Origin of the sequence: Streptomyces sp. NPDC008163 (genome assembly GCF_042956885.1) — a bacterium.
In the GTDB taxonomy this organism is placed as follows: Bacteria; Actinomycetota; Actinomycetes; order Streptomycetales; family Streptomycetaceae; genus Streptomyces; species Streptomyces drozdowiczii_A.
The window spans coordinates 696,097-715,279 of the sequence record NZ_JBIBHG010000001.1 but is presented as its reverse complement, the minus strand read 5'-3'; the positions used below and the strand labels follow the sequence as shown (position 1 = coordinate 715,279).

11 protein-coding genes are annotated in these 19,183 nt (G+C 73.8%); 4 read left to right on the top strand and 7 right to left on the bottom strand.

All coding sequences use genetic code 11. The features are described from left to right. Positions 1 to 5 precede the first annotated feature (5 nt). The gene (locus ACFZAT_RS03425) at positions 6 to 3,344 is read right to left on the bottom strand and encodes a UvrD-helicase domain-containing protein (RefSeq protein ID WP_391259334.1); all 3,339 of its coding nucleotides are present in this window, start codon (positions 3,342 to 3,344) and stop codon (positions 6 to 8) included. Positions 3,345 to 3,486: 142 nt separating this feature from the next. Between ACFZAT_RS03425 and ACFZAT_RS03420 the strand changes: the two genes are divergently transcribed. Next, the gene (locus ACFZAT_RS03420; RefSeq protein WP_391259331.1) at positions 3,487 to 4,392 is read left to right on the top strand and encodes an SAM-dependent methyltransferase; all 906 of its coding nucleotides are present in this window, start codon (positions 3,487 to 3,489) and stop codon (positions 4,390 to 4,392) included. Here the strand turns inward: ACFZAT_RS03420 and ACFZAT_RS03415 are convergent, their stop codons facing one another. After that, entirely contained in the window at positions 4,393 to 7,719 is a 3,327-nt protein-coding gene (locus ACFZAT_RS03415) for a UvrD-helicase domain-containing protein (protein ID WP_391259328.1), read from the bottom strand. A gap of 249 nt (positions 7,720 to 7,968) precedes the next feature. Then, positions 7,969 to 8,355: an MGMT family protein gene (locus tag ACFZAT_RS03410; RefSeq protein WP_391259325.1), complete on the bottom strand. Its 387-nt coding sequence runs from the start codon at positions 8,353 to 8,355 to the stop codon at positions 7,969 to 7,971. A 231-nt stretch (positions 8,356 to 8,586) separates the two neighbouring features. Between ACFZAT_RS03410 and ACFZAT_RS03405 the strand changes: the two genes are divergently transcribed. From ACFZAT_RS03405 to ACFZAT_RS03395, 3 genes are all read left to right on the top strand, one after another. Further along, positions 8,587 to 11,307, top strand: a complete 2,721-nt coding sequence (locus ACFZAT_RS03405) for a lysylphosphatidylglycerol synthase domain-containing protein (RefSeq protein ID WP_391259322.1) — start codon at positions 8,587 to 8,589, stop codon at positions 11,305 to 11,307. Positions 11,308 to 11,458: 151 nt separating this feature from the next. Then, complete coding sequence (locus ACFZAT_RS03400) at positions 11,459 to 13,060, top strand: alpha/beta fold hydrolase (protein WP_391259319.1); 1,602 nt, start codon at positions 11,459 to 11,461, stop codon at positions 13,058 to 13,060. 73 nt (positions 13,061 to 13,133) lie between these two features. Then, entirely contained in the window at positions 13,134 to 14,660 is a 1,527-nt protein-coding gene (locus ACFZAT_RS03395; RefSeq protein WP_391259316.1) for an alpha/beta fold hydrolase, read from the top strand. 63 nt (positions 14,661 to 14,723) lie between these two features. On the opposite strand, the gene moeZ is transcribed toward ACFZAT_RS03395, so the two are convergent. The 4 genes from moeZ to ACFZAT_RS03375 form a co-directional block, all read right to left on the bottom strand. After that, positions 14,724 to 15,902, bottom strand: a complete 1,179-nt coding sequence (gene moeZ, locus ACFZAT_RS03390; protein ID WP_391259313.1) for an adenylyltransferase/sulfurtransferase MoeZ — start codon at positions 15,900 to 15,902, stop codon at positions 14,724 to 14,726. Between the two features lie 85 nt (positions 15,903 to 15,987). After that, entirely contained in the window at positions 15,988 to 16,815 is an 828-nt protein-coding gene (locus ACFZAT_RS03385) for a spherulation-specific family 4 protein (protein ID WP_391259311.1), read from the bottom strand. After that, entirely contained in the window at positions 16,803 to 17,768 is a 966-nt protein-coding gene (locus ACFZAT_RS03380; protein WP_018105517.1) for an NAD(P)-dependent oxidoreductase, read from the bottom strand. The genes ACFZAT_RS03385 and ACFZAT_RS03380 overlap by 13 nt, the downstream gene beginning before the upstream one ends. 161 nt (positions 17,769 to 17,929) lie before the next feature. Then, a complete protein-coding gene (locus ACFZAT_RS03375; protein ID WP_391260246.1) occupies positions 17,930 to 19,132 on the bottom strand; it encodes a hypothetical protein in 1,203 nt (400 codons plus the stop codon). Between the last annotated feature and the right edge of the window lie 51 nt (positions 19,133 to 19,183).

Sequence of the window (19,183 nt, the reverse complement as noted above, 5' to 3'; positions counted from 1 at the left end):
TCAGCTTATCCGTCCGACGGAAGTGGCTCGTCCAGAAGGATGCGCTCCAGCTCCGGACGGCCCGGCAGGGAGGCCGGGCGGACGGCCTCGCCGGTGCGGACGAAGAGGAAGGTGGCCGTGACGTCGGTGAGCGGGAGTCCGTGCAGCTCGGCCCAGGCCAGCCGGTACACGGCGAGCTGGAGCGGGTCGGCGGTGTGGGTGCGGCCGGTCTTCCAGTCCACGATCTCGTACGTGTCCCCCGTGCGGTACACGGCGTCGATACGGCCCCGGATGATCCGGCCGGCCAGGGTGATCTGGAACGGCGTCTCCACGCGGTACGGGGTGCGGCGGGCGTACGGGGTGCGCTCGAAGGCTTCCTTCAGGTCGGCGAGGTCGCGCTCGTCGGCGATGCCGGCGTCGCTCTCGTCGCCGCCGGGCAGCTCGTCGGGGCCGAGCATGGGCAGCGGCAGCTCCTCGAACCGGGACTCCACCCAGGCGTGGAAGCGGGTGCCCCGGCGGGCGGCGGGCTGCGGCGGTCGGGGCATGGGCCGGGCCAGCTCCCGGGCGAAGGCGTCGGGGTCGTCGGCGAGGCGCAGCAGCTGGGTGGCGGAGAGCGACGCGGGGACGAGGACGTCGCGCACGGTGGCGCGGGCCCGGCGCAGCTCCCCGGCCAGCGCGTCGAGGTCACGGTCCCAGGAGGCGAGGGTGCGCGTCTCCTCGGGGGTGAGGCGGGCGGGCGTGCGGGGGGCCGGGACCTCGGGGGGCCCAAAGGGCTCCGGGGCCTCCGAGCCCGCTGCGACCTCCGAGCCCGTTGCGACCTCCGAGCCCGTTGCGACCTCCGCGGCCTCCGCCCGGGACAGCAGCTCCATGACCGTGTCCGCGGCGGCCCTGCGGCGGGCCAGGGCGGTGTCGTCCAGCGGGAGCGGCCAGGCGTGGTCGGCGGACGCCTCGGCCAGGGCCGGGTTCTCGTCGGTCTCCGCCGGGGCGTCCGCCCACACCTCGATCTCGCCGTACCCGGCGGCGCAGTGCTCGTACAGCGCGTCCAGGAAGGGGGACGGGCCGCGCGGCTTCTTCTGGGTGGGGCCCCACCAGTGGCCGGAGCCGAGCAGCAGGGTGCGGGGGCGCGTGAAGGTGACGTAACCGAGGCGCAGCTCCTCCGTGTGCTGGTGCTCCTTCATCGCCTCCTTGAAGCCCTTGAGGCCCTTGGCGTCGTAGCCGTGGAGGGCGGGGAGGGTGGCGGTGTCGCCGCGCAGGGCGTGCGGGAGGACCTTGGCCTGGGAGGTCCAGGCGTCCCGGGACTGGCCGCTGGGGAACTGACCGGTGACCAGGCCGGGCACGGCGACGACGTCCCACTCCAGGCCCTTGGACTTGTGGGCGGTGAGGACCTTGACGGTGTTCTCGCCGCCGGGCAGCGCGTTGTCGAGGCCCTTCTCGTACTGGGCGGCGGTGTGCAGGAAGCCGAGGAAGGCGAGGAGTGTGGCCTCGGCGTCGACGGCGGCGAAGCGGGCGGCGACGTCGAGGAAGTTGCTCAGGGTCTCGCGGCGGCGGGCGGCCAGGGCCTGCGGGGAGGCGGAGAGCTCGACCTCCAGGCCGGTGGTGGCGAGGACGCGGTGCAGGACGTCCATCAGGGGGTCGGAGAGGGAGCGGCGCAGGTCGCGCAGTTCGGCGGCGAGGCGCGCGAAGCGCACGCGGGCCTCGGCGGAGAACGGAAGCCGGTCGTCCTCCTCGCCGCCGCCGTCCAGGAAGGTGTCGAGGGCGTCGGCGAGGGAGATCACCTCGGCCGGGTCGATGCCCTCGACGGCCTCGGCGAGTCTGCGGTCGGGGTCGGCATCCTGGTCGTCGCCGTGGGCGGCGCGGTGCACCAGGAGGCGGGCCCGGCGGCCGAGCAGGGCCAGGTCGCGCGGGCCGATCCGCCAGCGGGGGCCGGTGAGCAGCCGGACGAGCGACGCGTTGGCGCCCGGGTCCTGGAGGACCTCGCAGACGGCGACGAGATCCGCGACCTCGGGGAGGTGGAGCAGTCCGGAGAGGCCGACGACCTCGACCGGGATGTCGCGGGCGACCAGCGCGGCCTGGATCTCCGGGAAGTCACCGGCGGTGCGGCACAGGACGGCGATCTCGCCGGGCGCCTTGCCGGTGCGCACGAGGTGGGCGAGGGAGTCCGCGAGCCAGGCGATCTCCTCGGTGTGGGTGGGCAGCAGGGCGCACCGGACGAGGCCGTCCCGCTCGGCGCCGGGTGCGGGGCGCAGGGCCTCGACGCCCTCGTGCATGGCGCGCAGGGGTGCGGCGAGTCCGTTGGCGAGGTGGAGGAGGCGGCCGCCGCTGCGGCGGTTCTCGCTGAGGGCGTAGCGGGTCGCGGGGGTGCCGTCGGCGTGCGGGAAGTGGCTCGGGAAGTCGTCCAGGTTGGCGACGGAGGCACCCCGCCAGCCGTAGATGGCCTGGCAGGGGTCGCCGACGGCGGTGACGGCGTGGCCGGTCGGCTCACCGGTGCCGGGGCCGCTGCCGAAGAGGGCGGAGAGCAGGAGGCGCTGGGCGACGGAGGTGTCCTGGTATTCGTCGAGCAGGACGACCCGGTAGGTGTCGCGGAGGATCGCGCCGACCTCGGGGCGGGTGAGGGCCAGCTCGGCGGAGAGGGCGATCTGGTCGCCGAAGTCGAGGAGGTCGCGGCTCCGCTTGGCGTCGCGGTAGCGCCGGGTCAGCGCGAGCAGTTCGCGGCGGGCCTCGGCGGTCGCCGGGATCTTGCGCAGCTCCTCGTTGCTGAGCTTGGCGGTCTCCAGCGCGGTCAGCAGTTCGGTGTCGTACGCGTCGAGCTGTTCGGGGCGTACGAGGTGTTCGGCCAGCTCGGCGTCGAGGGCCAGCAGGTCGCTGACGAGGGTGGGGAAGGACCTGGTCAGGGCCGGGTAGGGGCCGGGGGCCTCGCGCAGCACGCGGGCGGCGAGCTGGTAGCGGGTGGCGTCGGCGAGGAGGCGGGTGCCCGGTTCGAGTCCGATGCGCAGTCCGTGCTCGGTGAGCAGCCGCCCGGCGAAGGCGTGGTACGTGGAGATGCCGGGTTCGCCCGGGGGGTTGTCCGGGTCGATCACGTCCGGGTCGGTGATCCCGGCGGCGACGAGTGCCTTGCGTACGCGCTCGGCGAGCTCACCGGCCGCCTTGTTGGTGAAGGTGAGCCCGAGGACCTGCTCGGGGGCGACCTGGCCGGTGCCGACCAGCCAGACCACACGGGCGGCCATCACCGTGGTCTTCCCCGACCCGGCTCCGGCCACGATCACCTGCGGGGCGGGCGGCGCGGTGATGCAGGCCGTCTGCTCCGGGGTGAAGGGGATGCCCAGCAGCTCCTTGAGCTGCTCGGGATCGGTGAGGCGCGGGGACACCCCACAGAGGCTAACCGGCGCCACCGACAACCGGCGAAGGCGTGGAAGCGGCCCACCTCTCCGCCTCCCGGCGGCGTCCGTCACACCCAAGCGGGTCTAAATTATCTGCTTGTCGCACCAACAGCCTTACGAGGACGGTCATATGAGCGCCGACGCAGCCGCCCCTGACGCCACCGAGCTCAGGAAGCGCATCGACACGACGAAGGCGCATCCCGCGCGGGTGTACGACGTCTTCCTGGGCGGCAAGGACAACTACCCGGCCGACCGCGAGGCCGCGGCCATGGCGCTGTCCGCCAATCCGCGCGGCTACCTCACCGTGCGGCACAACCGGGACTTCATGCGGCGGGCGGTGACCCTCGCCGCGAACGACGGCGTCCGGCAGTTCCTGGACGTCGGCACCGGGCTGCCCACGCAACAGAACGTGCACCAGATCGCGCAGCGCGTCGCGCCCGAGTCGCGCGTCGTCTACGTGGACAACGACCCGGTGGTCCTCGTCCACGCGCAGGCCCTGCTCACCAGCGGTCCCGAGGGCCGCACCGACTACATCGAAGCGGATCTGCGGGAGCCGGACCGGATTCTGGCGGCCGCCCGCCGCACGCTGGACTTCGACCGCCCGGCGGCCCTGGTCCTCGCGGCCGTGACCCACTTCATCGAGGACGAGACGGCCTACCCGGTCGTGCAGCGGCTGGTGGACGTGCTGGCCCCCGGCAGCTTCCTCGTCCTGAGCAACGTCAGCTCGGACCTCAACCCGGAGCAGGTCGGCAGCATCACCAAGGGCTTCAAGGAGCGCGGCTTCGCCATGGTGCGCCGGTCGTACGCCCAGATGGAACGGTTCGTCACCGACAACGGCCTGGAGCTCCTCGAACCCGGCATCGTCCCCGTGCACCGCTGGCGCCCCGAACGGGTCGTGGACCTTCCGGAGGCCCGGGACCCGGATCCGGAGTTCGTGGCGGGCCTGGACGAGCTGGACCGTACGCGCTACCAGGACATCAATGACGTCACCGACGCCGACGTCAGTGTGTACGGCCTGGTGGCCCGTAAGAACTGATCACTCGATGACGTTCCGCCCCTCCGGCTGCGCGCTGCACGACGCTTTGAAGGAGCAGTGGCCGCAGTGCTGGCCGGTCGTCGGAGTGAACCGTTCGTCCAGGACCCGGCCGGCCGCGGTCGCCAGCAGGTCGGAGACCCACTCGCCGTCGGGCGGCGCCTGGGCCTGCACCTTGGGCGCGGCGTCGCCGCCCTCCTTCTTGGGGGCGGGCCGGCGCAGCTGTACGAGTTCGGCGCCGCCCGGCTCCGGCCGCGTACCGCCGAAGGCGTCGTCGACCGCCCCTTCCCGGACCGCCAGCTGGTAAACGGCGAGCTGGGGGTGGCGGTGGACCTCGTCCTTCGTCGGGGACTGCTTGCCGGTCTTGAAGTCGACCACATAGGCCCGGCCCTCGGCGTCCCGTTCGACGCGGTCCATGGAGCCCCGGATGCGCACCTCGTACTCCCCCGCCTCCAGGGTCACGTCGAAGTCGTGCTCGCTGGCGACGGGGGTGCGTCCCGCGCGGTCCATGACGTGCCAGCGCAGGAAGCGTTCGAGGGCGGCGCGGGCCTGGTCCTTCTCCTGGCGCGACTTCCAGGGGGCGTCGAAGACGAGCCCGTCCCAGACCGAGTCGAGCCGTTCCATGAGGACGTCCAGGTCGGCGGGCGTACGGCCGGAGGCCACCTCGTCGGCCAGCACGTGGACGACGTTCCCGAAGCCCTGGGCGGCGGTCGCGGGCGCGTCGGCCTTCACCTCGCGGCCCAGGAACCACTGGAGCGCGCAGGTGTTGGCGAGCTGGTCGAGCGCGCTGCCGGAGAGGGTGACCGGCTGGTCCCGGTCGCGCAGCGGCACAGCCGAGCGGGTCGGCTCGTACAGGCCCCACCAGCGGTACGGGTGCGCGGACGGTACGAGCGGCTGGCCGTCGTCGTCGGTGAGCGCCGCGAGCCGGGCGAGGCGGCGGGCGGCCTCCTCGCGCAGCGCGTCCGAGGCGGCCGGGTCGACGGTGGTGGCGCGCAGTTCGGCGACGAGCGCGGCGACGGACAGCGGGCGGCGCGGGCGGCCGGTGATGTCGCGGGGTTCGACGCCCAGCTCGGCGAGGAAGCGGGAGGGCTGGTCGCCGTCGTCGGCGGGGGCCTTGACCGCCGTGACGACCAGGCGCTCGCGGGCGCGGGTCACCGCCACGTAGAACAGCCTCCGCTCTTCCGCGAGGAGGGCGCCGGGCGTCAGCGGCTCGGCGAGCCCGTCGCGGCCGATCCGGTCCGCTTCGAGCAGCGAGCCCCGGCGGCGCAGGTCCGGCCAGAGCCCTTCCTGGACGCCCGCGACGACGACGAGGCGCCACTCCAGGCCCTTGGAGCGGTGGGCGGTCATCAGCCGGACGGCGTCGGGGCGGACCGCGCGCCGGGAGAGGGTGTCGGCCGCGATGTCCTGGGCGTCCACCTCTTCCAGGAAGTTCAGCGCGCCCCGGCCGCCGGTGCGTTCCTCGGCACGGGCGGCGGTCTCGAACAGCGCGCACACCGCGTCGAGGTCGCGGTCGGCGTTGCGCCCCGCGGTGCCCCCGCGCAGGGCCGCCCGCTCCAGCCGGCCCGGCCACGGGGTGCCCGACCACAGCGCCCACAGGGCCTCCTCGGCGGTGCCGCCCGCTTCCAGGAGCTCGCGGGCGGTACGCAGGAGCGCGCCGAGGCGCTGGGCGCCCCGGGCGTACGCCGGATCGTGCGTGACCAGGCGTTCCGGCTCGGCGAGCGCCCGGGCCAGCAGGGTGCCGGAGGGCGCGGGCACCTTGTTGCCGGCGGCGCGCTCCTCGTCCCGCAGGGCGCGGCCGAGGCGGCGCAGATCGGCGGCGTCCATCGCGCCGAGGGGCGAGGCGAGCAGGGTGAGCGCGGTCTCGGTGTCGAGCCAGGGCGCTTCCCCTTCCACGGGTGCCCCGCCCCGCACCGCCGCCTCCGCCACCGCGCGCAGCGCCGTCAGGAGCGGGCCCACCGCCGGCTCGTGGCGCAGGGCCAGATCGTCGCCGTCGACCTCCAGGGGGACGCCCGCCGAGGTCAGGGCCCGGCGCAGGGAGGGCAGCGTGCGTCCGCCGGCCCGGACGAGGACCGCCATCTCGGACCACGGGACGCCGTCCTCCAGGTGGGCCCGGCGCAGCAGGTCCGCGATGTTCTCCAGCTCCGTGGAGGCGGTCGGATAGGTGTACGCCTCGACGGTGCCGCCCTCGCGGACCGCGCCCAGTTCGCGGTGGGCGCGGACCTTCGCCGAGGGCAGCCGGGTGAGCGGCATCCGCCGGGTGAGCAGCCGGGTGGCGGCCAGCAGCCGGTCGCCGGAGCGGCGCGAGGTGGTGAGGACGCCGACCGGGGCCGGGGCGCCGTCCGCGCGCCGGAACATCTCCGGGAAGTCGAGGATGCCGTTGACGTCGGCGCCCCGGAACGCGTAGATCGACTGGTCCGGGTCACCGAAGGCGATCAGGTCGCGCCCGCCGCCGCCCCCCGGGGTGCTGCCCCGGTTGCCGGCCAGCGCGTGCAGGAGCCGCACCTGCGCGGGGTCGGTGTCCTGGTACTCGTCCACGAAGACCGCGTCGTACGCCCCCGCCAGCTGCGCCGACACCTCGGGACGCTCCGCGAGCAGCACCGCGCGGTGCACCAGTTCCGCGTAGTCCAGCACGCCCTGGGCGTCCAGCACGTCGAGGTATTCGGCGAGGAAGCGGGCGGCGGCGCCCCAGTCGGGGCGGCCGGTGCGCCGGGCGAAGGCGGCGAGGGCGTCCGGGCCGAGGCCCAGCTCACGGCTGCGGGCGAGCACCGCGCGTACCTCGTCGGCGAAGCCGCGCGTGGTCAGGCAGGCGCGCAGCTCGTCGGGCCAGCTGATGTGCGGGCGCCCCTCCTTCTCCAGTTCGAGCTGGCCGGCCAGGAGGTCGCGGACGGTCACGTCCTGCTCCGGGCCGGAGAGCAGCCGCAGCGGGTCCGCGAAGAGGTCGGCGTCCTGGTGGGCGCGGACGAGGGCGTAACAGAAGGAGTGGAAGGTGGTGGCCTGCGGCCCCCGGGCGGCACCGAGCCGGGCGGCCATCCGGTCGCGCAGTTCCACGGCGGCCTTGCGGCTGAAGGTGAGGATCAGCAGGCGGGCCGGGTCGGCGCCCCGGGCGATGCGCGCGGCGACGGCTTCGACGAGCGTCGTCGTCTTGCCCGTACCGGGTCCGGCGAGGACCAGGAGCGGGCCGCCGGGGTGGTCAACCACGGCGCGCTGCGCCGCGTCCAGGAGAGGGGGCTCCACCGACCCCGGCAGGGTGCGCACCAGCCGGTACGGGCCCGTGGTCCCCGGCCGTGCGTGACGGTGAGGACTGTGCCGGGTGGTGGAGGAGGTGCTCACGTGGGTTCGCCGGTCCTGGTGGGTGTACGGGTGGTCAGGGCGCGCTGTCGCCCGCGAACTGAAGACGCTACTCCGGCGTGCCCCTCGAATGGGGCGGGAGGGCTGCGGGGCTCGTCACGTTCTCCCGGCCGCACACCGCCGGACGGCCGGCGGCTCCCGGCGGGCCGGGTCGCGGACGGGCCGCCGCCCGCCCCGCGCCCACCGTACGGACGCGGATCCGCCCGTTCCGCCGCCCCATGGCGGAAGCTGTCAGGTGTGAGCTCCCCCACCGCCGCCGGCCGCCGCCGGGCCGCCCGTCTCGCCGTCCCATCGCGCGCGCCGCATGTCCAGGCGCGGGAGGTGGCCCTCCGCGCTCGCGGGGGCCTCGCGCAGCGGGGTGCCCTCCGCCCGGTAGTGGTCCAGGGCGCGCAGCTCGTGGCCGGGCAGCAGCCTGCCGTCGGAGCGCACCACGCGCCACCACGGCGCCGCGCTCCCGTACAGCGCCATGACCCGGCCGACCTGGCGCGGGCCGCCCTCGTCCAGCCACTCCGCGACATCGCCGTAGGTCATGACACGGCCGGGCGGGATCAGGTCGGCGACGTCGAGCACGCGCTCCGCGTACTCCGGCAGCGCGTCGCCCGTCGGGTGTTCGCTCATCCGCCCCATCCTGCCGCACACCACCGACAGCCCGGCCGCTCACGAGCCGTCCCGTGTCCGTGCGCACACGCAGCGTGCACACGGCGGGAAAGGAGCGTATGTTGCGCATCGCACGCCCCCGCATCGCACCCTGATGCCCCCTTGCGCCCATCGGCCGTGCCACCATCATGCGGGCGGTGACCGGTGATACGAGAACACGAAGACCAATCAGAGGCGACGAAGGAGCAGGGCGTGCAGCCACCGAAGGCGGCCGACGACGCCTCCGATGCCGAGCCGCGTCCGGACAGTGACCGGCGGCGGCCGGAGACGGACGCGGAGTATCCGGCAGGCTCGACGCTCGCCACCTCCGACGAGGCGCTGACCGAGCGCGTCTCCGGGGACGAACCCCTGCTGCCCGCCCGGGTGCACCGCCCCTCCGACCTGCTGCGCCTGCTCATCGGGGTGCTGGCGGTCGTCGTGCTGGTCTCCGTCGCCGCCTTCGCCCACGGCACGACCACCGGCCTCGAACAGGACATCAACAAGGGCACCGGACAGGCCCCCGACCTGCTGATCAAGCTCGCCGGGCTGGTCTCCAGCATCGCCGTGCTGCTCGTGCCGGTCGCCTTCGCCATCGAGCGGCTGATCAAACGCGACGGGCTGCGGATCGCCGACGGGGTGCTGGCCGCGGTGCTGGCGCACGGGGTGACGCTCGCCACCGACCTGTGGGTCGCCAAGTCCGCCTCCGGCACCATCCAGGACGCGCTGACCCAGCCGCAGCCCGGCGACGCGGTCACCGATCCCGTGCACGGCTACCTCGCGCCGGTGATCGCGTACATGACCGCAGTCGGCATGGCGAGACGGCCGCGCTGGCGGGTCGTGCTGTGGGTGGTGCTGCTGCTGGACGCGTTCGCGATGCTGGTCGGCGGCTACACCACCCCGTTCTCCATCGTGCTCACGGTGCTGATCGGCTGGACGGTGGCGTACGGCACGCTGTACGCGGTCGGTTCACCGAACGTCCGCCCGACCGGCCAGCACCTGATGGCCGGGCTGCGGCGCGTCGGCTTCCGCCCGGTCACCGCGATGCGCGCGGACGAAGCGCCCGACTCCGGCGACCAGAGCGACCGGGGGCGCCGCTATCTGGTCTCCCTGGAGGACGGGCCACCGCTCGACGTGACCGTCGTGGACCGCGAGCAACAGGCCCAGGGGTTCTTCTACCGGGTGTGGCGCAGGCTCACCCTGCGCGGCATCACCCAGCGGCGGTCCATCCAGTCGCTGCGCCAGGCGCTGGAGCAGGAGGCGCTGCTCGCGTACGCGGCCATCGCCGCCGGGGCCAACGCGCCCAAGCTCATCGCCACCTCCGAGCTCGGCCCGGACGCCGTGATGCTGGTCTACGAGCACATCGGCGGCCGGACCCTGGACGCCCTGGAGGACTCCGAGATCACCGACGACCTGGTGCGCGGGGCGTGGGACCAGGTCAAGGCCCTCCAGTCGCGCCGGATCGCGCACCGCAGGCTCACCGGCGACGCCATACTGGTGGATCGTTTCGGCACGGTGTTCGTCACCGATCTGCGCGGCGGCGAGATCGCGGCCGGCGACCTGGTCCTGCGGATGGACATCGCCCAGCTGCTCACCACCACCGGTCTGCGGGTGGGCCCCGAGCGGGCCGTGGCCGCCGCGCTCGCCGTGCTCGGCCCCGACGCGGTCGCCGACTGCCTGCCCCTCCTCCAGCCGATCGCGCTCAGCCGCTCCACCCGGGCCCAGCTGCGCAGGCTCGCCCGGGAACGTTCGCAGCGCGAGCGCGAGGCGGTCCTGGAGGCGTCGGACGCGGCCAAGCGCGCCCGGGCCGAGGACGCGGAGCTGTCCAGGAGCGGTGACCGCAGAGGCGCCCGCAAGTCGCTGCGCACCGAGAAGCAGGCCGAGAAGCGGGCCATGGACGACGCCCTCGAAGAGGCGCGCGAGGAGGACCTGCTCTCCCAGATCCGCCGGGAGGTCCTGCTGATCCGGCCGCAGGCGCCGGTCGAGCCGGTCCGCCTGGAGCGCATCAAGCCGCGCACCCTGTTCAGCTTCATCGCCGGTGCCATCGCCGCGTACTTCCTGATCTCGCAGGTCACCGAGGCCGACTTCGGGGCGGTCGTGGAGCAGGCGGAGTGGGGCTGGGTGGCCGCCGCGCTCGGCTTCTCGGCGCTGAGTTACGTGGCCGCCGCGATGAGCCTGCTGGGCTTCGTGCCCGAGCGGGTGTCGTTCGGGCGGACCGTCCTCGCGCAGGTCGCCGGTTCGTTCGTGAAGATCGTGGCGCCGGCGGCGGTCGGCGGGGTCGCGCTGAACACCCGCTTCCTCCAGCGTTCCGGGGTGCGGCCCGGTCTCGCGGTCGCCAGCGTGGGCGCGTCCCAGCTGTTCGGTCTCGGCTGCCACATCCTGCTGCTGGGTGCCTTCGGCTATCTGACCGGCACCGAGAAGACGCCGTCCTCGCTCACTCCGTCCAGGACCGTGATCGCCGGGCTGCTGACGGTCGCCGTGCTGGTCCTCGTGGTCACCGCCATCCCGTTCCTGCGGAAGTTCGTGGTGACCCGGGTGCGGTCGCTGTTCGCCGGGGTCGTGCCCCGCATGCTCGACGTGGTGCAGCGCCCGCAGAAGCTGCTCACCGGGATCGGCGGGATGCTGCTGCTGACCGGCGTCTTCGTGATGTGCCTGGACGCCTCGGTCCGGGCGTTCAGCGGGCCGGACACCCCGCACCTCAGCTACGCGAGCATCGCGGTGGTCTTCCTCGCCGGCAACGCGCTCGGCTCGGCCGCGCCGACGCCGGGCGGCATGGGCGCCGTCGAGGGCGCGCTGACGCTGGGTCTGATCGCGGTCGGGCTGCCGAAGGAGGTCGCCGCCCCGGCTGTGCTGCTGTTCCGGCTGATGACCCTGTGGCTGCCGGTCCTTCCCGGCTGGCTGTGCTTCAACCACCTCACGCGCAAGGGGCAGATCTGAACGTGCGCGGGCGCTGAGCGGGAGAGCCGGGTGCACGGGAGGGCGCGGGCGCGCAGCAGGGCGTAGGTGCGCAGAAGGGCCTACGTGCACGGGCCACCCACTTGGACCGGCACCCCGTGCGCGCGCCCCGGCGCCACCGCAGCATGGAGCGATGAGGACCTCCCCTGCCCTGCGCGCCGCGGCCCTCGCCGCCACCGTGACCGTGCTGCTCCCCCTCGCCGGCTGTGCGGACGGCGGTGACAAGGAAGCCGCCGACCCGACGAGCCAGGCCCGCGCGGCGAACGCCACCACCGGCAGCCCGTCATCCGGCCTCACCTCCCAGAAGCTGACGTGGAAGAAGTGCCCCGCGCCCTCCCAGGCCCAGGGCGGCGGCAAACCGCCGTCCCCGCTGCCCGGCGGGGCGAACTGGGAGTGCGCCTCCATGAAGGCCCCCCTCGACTACGCGAAGCCCGACGGGGACACCATCGAGCTGGCGCTCATCCGCGCGAAGGCGATCAGCCCGAAGAAGCGGATCGGCTCGCTCATCTTCAACTTCGGCGGCCCCGGCGGCTCGGGCGTCGCCACCCTCCCCGCATTCGGTACGGCGTACGACAAGCTGCGCGCCCGGTACGACCTGGTGAGCTTCGACCCGCGCGGAGTGGGGAACAGCGACGGCGTCGAGTGCGAGACCGACAAGCAGCTGGACGCCCGCTACCAGGAGGACGGCACCCCGGACGACGCGGCCGAGGAGAAGGCGTTCGTCCAGGACACCAAGAGGTTCGCCGCCGCCTGCGAGAAACGGTCCGGCGAGCAGCTCCCGTACGTCGGCACCACCAACGCCGCCCGCGACATGGACCTGATGCGCCAGGTCCTCGGCGACGACAAGCTGTACTACTTCGGCATCTCGTACGGCACCGAGCTGGGCGGCGTCTACGCGCACCTCTTCCCGAAGAAGGTCGGCCGGGCGGTCCTGGACGCGGTGGTCGATCCCACCGAGGACGCCGAGCAGTCCTCGCTGAGCCAGGCCAAGGGCTTCCAGCTCGCCCTGGAGAACTTCACCAAGGACTGCGCGGACCGGGGCGACGCCTGCAAGCTGCCCGGCTCCGACGCCGAGGAGATCGAGAAGGGCATCGCCGCCCTGCTGGACCAGCTGGAGAAGAAGCCCGTCAAGGGCATCGGCGCCCGCAAGCTGACCGAGACCCAGGCCACCACCGGCATCGCGGCGGCCCTCTACTCCAAGGAGACCTGGCCGCTCCTGGAACAGGGCGTGGACGAGGCCGACGGCGGGAACGGCTCCCTGCTCCTGGCGCTCGCCGACTCCCTCAACGGCCGCGCCGACGACGGGCGCTACGACAACTCCGCCGCCGCCTACTCCGCGATCAGCTGCGCCGACTCGCGCGAGCGGTTCACGCTGGAGCAGACGAAGGCGAAGCTCCCCGAATTCCGCGACGCCTCCGCGGTCTTCGGGAACTACCTGGGCTGGGGCCTGATGGGCTGCACCGACTGGCCGGTCAAGGGCACCTGGAAGACCCCCGACGTCAGCGCCCCCGGCTCCGCCCCCATCCTCGTCATCGGCAACACCGGCGACCCGGCGACCCCGTACGCGGGCGCCGAGGCGATGGCCGAGGAGCTGGGCGAGGACGTCGGCGTGCAGATGACGTACAAGGGCCAGGGCCACGGCGCGTACAACAGCGGCGACGCCTGCGTGCAGAAGGCGGTCGGCGGCTATCTGCTCGACGGCAAGGCCCCGGAGGCCGGCACGGTCTGCGGCTGAGCGCCCGCGGGGCGGCCCCCTACGATGGGCGAACTGCCGTACGGGCAGCGCTCGACGGGGAGGAAACGCACACGTGGTCGCACACGCACGGACCGGGGCCCTGGCCGCCGCCGCACTGCTGCTGACGGGGGTGCTCACGGGCTGCGAGGACGGTACGGACGACAAGCCGGGCGGGCGGGCGGACGGCGGCACCGCCTCGTCGTCCGCCCCGCTCGCCTCGCAGCACCTGGACTGGGCCCGCTGCAAGGCCCCCGAGGGCGGTGAGACGCCGGGCTCCGAGTGGCGCTGCGCGACGGTGAAGGTACCGCTGGACTACGCGAAGCCCCAGGGCGACACGATCGGCATCGCCCTGATCCGCAAGGAGGCCACGGACAAGGCCGGGCGCCTGGGCTCGATGCTCTTCAACTTCGGCGGGCCCGGCGGCTCCGGCGTCTCGATCCTGCCGCGCGCCGCCGCCGCGTACACCACCCTCAACACCCGTTACGACCTGGTGGGCTTCGACCCGCGCGGGGTGGCGCGGAGCGCCGGGGTGCGGTGCCGCGACGACCGGGCGCAGGAGAAGGCGTACCAGGATGTGGACATGACGCCGGACACCGCGACCGAGGAGGCGGCGTTCATGAAGGACGGCGCCGACTTCGGGGCCGGCTGCGCCCGCCTGTCCGGCACGGTCCTCCCGTACGTCGGCACGACGAACGCCGCCCGCGACATGGACCTGATCCGCCAGGTCCTCGGGGACGGGAAGCTGACGTACTTCGGAATGTCGTACGGCACCGAACTGGGCGGCACGTACGCCCACCTCTTCCCGAAGAACGTGGGGCGGACGGTCCTCGACGCGGCCGTGGACCCCACCGCGGACACCACCGGGCACGCGCGCAACCAGGCGACCGGCTTCCAGCGGGCCCTGGAGAACTACCTCAAGGACCGGGGCCAGGACCCGAAGGCGGGCACCCGGCGGATCGCGGCGCTGCTGAAGCGGATCGACGCCGAGCCGCTGCCGACCGGCACGGACCGCGAGCTGAACGAATCGCTGGCGATCACCGGCATCGTCACCCCCCTCTACTCCAAGGACAGCTGGCCCACCCTCACCCGCGCCCTGGACGAGGCCGAGGGCGGCAGCGGCGCCCTGCTGCTCCAGCTCGCCGACTCCTACAACGGCCGGGACGAGAACGGCCACTACGACACCCAGAACCACTCGCAGCGGGCCATCTCCTGCGCGGACGGCAAGGCGCGGCCCACGGCGGCCGAGGCCAAGGCGCTGCTGCCCGAGTTCGAGAAGCTGTCCCCGGTCTTCGGCCCGTTCCTGGCCTGGGACACGGCGGGCTGGTGCTCCGGCTGGCCGGTGGACGGCGAGCACGACCACCCGGAGGCGAGCGCTCCGGGCGCCGGTCCGGTCCTGGTCGTGGGGACGACGGGTGACCCGGCCACGCCCTACGAGGGCGCCCGCCGGATGGCGGACGAGCTGGGTGAGGGCGTCGGCGTGCTGCTCTCCAACGAGGGCGAGGGGCACGGCGCGTACGGCGGCAACAGCTGTGTGACGTCGACCGTGGACTCGTACTTCCTGGACGGGAAGGTCCCGGCGGACGGCAAGACCTGCTCGTAACGACGCCGTTGGAACGCCGAAGGGGCCGGCCCGCGCGATGCGGACCGGCCCCTTCGAGGTCTTCTAGTACACCGGCTTCTCGGGCTCGATCTGGTTGACCCAGCCGATCACGCCGCCGCCCACGTGGACCGCGTCGGCGAAGCCCGCCGACTTGAGGACCGCGAGGACTTCCGCACTGCGGACACCCGTCTTGCAGTTCAGGACGATGCGCTTGTCCTGCGGGAGGTCCTGGAGGGCGTTGCCCATCAGGAACTCGTTCTTCGGGATCAGCCGGGAGCCCGGGATCGCGACGATCTCGTACTCGTTCGGCTCGCGAACGTCGATGATCTCGATCTTCTCGTCGGCGTCGATCCACTCCTTGAGCTGCTTCGGAGTGATGGTCGAACCGGCCGCCGCCTCCTGGGCCTCCTCCGACACGACGCCGCAGAACGCCTCGTAGTCGATGAGTTCGGTGACGGTGGGGTTCTCGCCGCAGACCGCGCAGTCGGGGTCCTTGCGCACCTTGACCTGGCGGTACTGCATCTCCAGGGCGTCGTAGATCATCAGCCGGCCGACCAGCGGGTCGCCGATGCCGGCGAGCAGCTTGATGGCCTCGTTGACCTGGATCGAGCCGATGGAGGCGCAGAGCACACCGAGGACGCCGCCCTCGGCGCAGGACGGAACCATGCCCGGCGGGGGCGGCTCCGGGTAGAGGCAGCGGTAGCAGGGTCCGTGCTCGGACCAGAACACGGACGCCTGGCCGTCGAAGCGGTAGATCGAGCCCCAGACGTAGGGCTTGTTCAGCAGGACCGCGGCGTCGTTGACGAGATAGCGGGTGGCGAAGTTGTCCGTGCCGTCCACGATCAGGTCGTACTGGGAGAAGATGTCCATCACGTTCTCGGCTTCCAGCCGCTCTTCGTGAAGGACCACGTTGACCAGGGGGTTGATGCCCTGGACGGTCTCCTTGGCCGACTGGGCCTTGGACTTGCCGATGTCGCCCTGGCTGTGGATGACCTGGCGCTGCAGGTTCGACTCGTCGACCTCGTCGAACTCCACGATGCCGAGCGTGCCGACACCGGCGGCGGCCATGTACATCAGGGCCGGCGAACCGAGGCCGCCGGCGCCGACACAGAGCACCTTCGCGTTCTTCAGCCGCTTCTGCCCGTCCATCCCGACATCCGGGATGATCAGGTGGCGGGAGTACCTGCGGACCTCGTCGACGGTGAGCTCAGCAGCTGGCTCGACCAGGGGTGGCAGCGACACAGGAACCTCAACAATGCAGGTGGTCGGTTTCTACGTACTTCGACTACGTACGGTTGTTCTTCCCGTAACACTGCCACGCCCCCTCTCATTCCGAGATACCGGGTCCGATCCGCGAGACGATTTCGTCCCAGTACCTGGGCAGTGCCGCGAATGGGTCGCTTTGTCCGCGGCCATTCCCCGGACCGGACCGTCCGCCCCGGTCGGTGAAGAAGATCGTCCCGGCACCCTGCCAGCGGGCGATGCGCATCGCCTCCTCCAGGTGCGTGCGCGGAACGCCGTGCACGAAGTGCGCGAAGCGGCCGGGCGGGTAGGCCGCGGTCCACTCCGCCACCTGGGACCAGCGGTAGTCGCTCCAGGGACCCCGGAAGGTGACGAGCTGGTCGCCCGTCTCCGCGTAACCGGGATACGGGTGGGTGTCGTGCCCCAGCACGAGGTGGCCGTCCTCCTTCCCCAGGAAGACCCGCAGGGTGCCGGCGAGCCGCCGGACGGCGGGCAGCTCGGCGCGCCCGGCCGGGCAGCGGTCCAGGTAGAAGCCGTCCACCCGGTACCAGTCCAGGTACGACCGGGCGTCGGTGAGCAGCTCCCCGAACGGGCGGGTGCCGTGGGCGAGGTCGAGCTGTCCGAGCAGCCTGCCGCCGGAGGCCCGGACGGCGTCGACCGGATCCCCGTCGCGCAGCGCGCGGGCGCGGGCGTTGCGGAGCCGGCCGGCCGCCTCCAGGCAGTGCGGGTCGGGCCTGCTGCCGGGGCCGTTGTCGATGTTGAGGACGGCCCAGTGCAGCGGGGTGCCGGGGCGGGTCAGCTCGGCCCACTCGGCGGGGGCGAGCAGCGGGTGGGCGTAGCCGGGGACGCCGAAGCCGAGCCGGTCGGCGCCGCTGGTGCGCCGGGCGGTGCCGGTGCTCGTCAGATACGGCACGCCGCCTCCATCCAGATGTCGGCGAGCGATTCCTCCAGGTTGATCCGGGGGCGCCAGCCGAGCCGGTCCCGCGCGGTGCGGACGTCGGCCTGCTGCCAGGCGCCGCAGCCGTCCGGGTAGGGGGACGGGGTGGCCGAGAGGTGTTCGATGACCGACTCGGTGGAGGTGCGGGGGGCGCCGATGGGGAGGCGGGCGGGGGGCGAGTCCAGCTCGTGGAGCGCGCCCGCGTATCCGGCGACCTTGGCGAGGACGGCCGCCGCGTCGCGCAGCCGGACGGCCCGGCCGGTGCCGATGTTGACGACGCCCTGCGCGGCGGAGAGCGAGGCGGCGTGGACGGCCCGCGCCACATCGCGTACGTCCACGAAGTCCCGCTGCACACCGAGGCCGCTGAGCTTCAGCTCGCCGTCGCCGGCCTGCATGGTGCGGCGCATCGCCTCGGCGAGCCGGCCCAGCGGGGAGCCGGCCGGGGTGCCGGGGCCGACCGGCGAGAAGACCCGCAGGACGACCGCGTCGAGCCCGGAGCCGAGGACGAGCTCGGTGGCGGCGAGCTTGCTGACGCCGTACGGGCCGCCGGGGCGCGGGATGGCGTCCTCGGCGGTGGAGGACCCGGGCTGCGAGGGCCCGTACTCCGACGCGCAGCCGACCTGGACCAGGCGGGCGGTGCAGCGGCTGCGCCGCATCGCCTCGCAGACGGTGGCCACGGCGACGGTGTTGTGCCGGGTGAGGTCGCGCGCGCCGCCCCGGGTCGCGCCGGCGCAGTTGACGACGACCCCGGGGTGGACGGCGTCCAGGAAGCGGGTGAGCGCGCCGGGGCTGCCGGTCGCGAGGTCGAACCGGACGTCGGCGTCGTCGCCGCGGCCGAGGGCCGTGAGGTGGACGGCGGGGTCGGCGAGCAGCCGGTCGGCCACGAACCGGCCGATGAATCCGTTGGCTCCGAGCAGCAGCACCCTCATCGCGCACCGCCCCGGCCTGAGGGCCGACGGCGGGCTGCCGGTGCGGGGGATTGGCGGGTCATGTCGGTGTCTCCTTGAGGGCTGTTCCGTACGTTTCGGTGCGTACGGGTCGGGCACGGCCCGCGGCGTCGGCTCCGCGGGTGGGGGGCTCTGGGGCCGCCTCAGGGGGCGGCGTGGGCGGATGCCCGGGAAAGGGCGATAACGGCGGTGACCAGCAGGCCGAGCGCGGCGGTGCCGCAGGCGAGTACGGGCACGACCCCGGGGCCCGCCGCCTCGATCAGTGCGTCGACGGGGCGGGCCACCGCGTGGAGCCCGGGCAGCCGTCCGGCCAGGATCAGGGCGGGGGCGGCGGCCTCCATGGCGCAGGCAGCGGCGAGTCCGGTGGCGGCTGGTTCCGGGAAGCCGTGGACGGTCAGCAGGCGGGCCAGCAGGAGCAGCACCCCGAGGGCGGCGGCCCCGGCCGGTGAGCCGCCGGTGCCGAAGCCGAGACGGGCCAGGTGGAGCAGTGCGGCGAGGACGCAGACGAAGAGCGCGACGACCCCGAAGAGCAGGGGGCGCACCCCCGCCCCGAACTCCTCCAGCGCATGGCTGCCGTGCAGTCGGCGGTGCGCGGCGAGGGCGAAGAGGTGCGCGCACCAGGCGGCCGGGGCCACCGCGACGGCAAGCCCCAGCAGGGGTGCCGGGGTCAGCGTCCAGGGGCCCTCGGGGCCGCCGCTGAGGACTTGGTGGAGCAGGTCGTCGCCGTACAGGACGTAGCCGAGCAGCCAGCAGGCGCCGAGCGCGGCGGCGCCGGACGAGCCCGCCCCTTCCCGGGCGCTGAGCGGGCCGGTGCGCAGGGTGAGGGCGAGGCCGGTGAGTGCGAGGAGGGCACCGGCGGAGCCGAGGGCGAGGCGGGCGTCGCCGCCGAGCACCCCGTCGGTCAGCCCGAGTGCGACGAGGGTCGCGAGGCAGGCGGCGCCGGGGAGCAGCGCGCGCAGGGACCAGGCGGCGCGCGTGGTGACGTCGCGCGCCGGAGCGGAGCCGGTCACCACGGGCTCCCCCGCCACCGCCGGTACCCGCGCGAAGAGCTCCTCGGCGAGCGAGAACACGTCGCGGTGCCGGTAGCGAGCGGCGGTGCGGTCGGTGACCCCGTGGGCCTCCAGGCCTGCGGCGATCTCCAGCGGGTCGACGGCCCGTTCGCACAGGTCCCGGTGACGGTGCATGAGCGCCCGCACGGGGTCGGCGGTTCCCCGGCGCCCGACGGCGGTCTTGCGCACGGCGGACGCGGGGTGCGCGTGCGCCACTTCGGGGGCGCGCGGGGGCGCGCCCTCGGCCGCGAGCTCCCCCGCCGGTGCGGCGTCCCCCTGCTGGCCCTCGCGGCTCATCGTCGTTCCTCCGTGGTGCTGTTCGCCCGGTGCGGGGGCGGCCGGGTCCGC

Bases quoted from the DNA above. Each gene is read 5' to 3' on its own strand.
- ACFZAT_RS03420 (WP_391259331.1), top strand. From the start codon at position 3,487: ATGAGCGCCGACGCAGCCGCCCCTGACGCCACCGAGCTCAGGAAGCGC.
- ACFZAT_RS03410 (WP_391259325.1), bottom strand. From the start codon at position 8,355: ATGAGCGAACACCCGACGGGCGACGCGCTGCCGGAGTACGCGGAGCGC.
- ACFZAT_RS03400 (WP_391259319.1), top strand. From the start codon at position 11,459: ATGAGGACCTCCCCTGCCCTGCGCGCCGCGGCCCTCGCCGCCACCGTG.
- ACFZAT_RS03380 (WP_018105517.1), bottom strand. From the start codon at position 17,768: ATGAGGGTGCTGCTGCTCGGAGCCAACGGATTCATCGGCCGGTTCGTG.
- ACFZAT_RS03375 (WP_391260246.1), bottom strand. From the start codon at position 19,132: ATGAGCCGCGAGGGCCAGCAGGGGGACGCCGCACCGGCGGGGGAGCTC.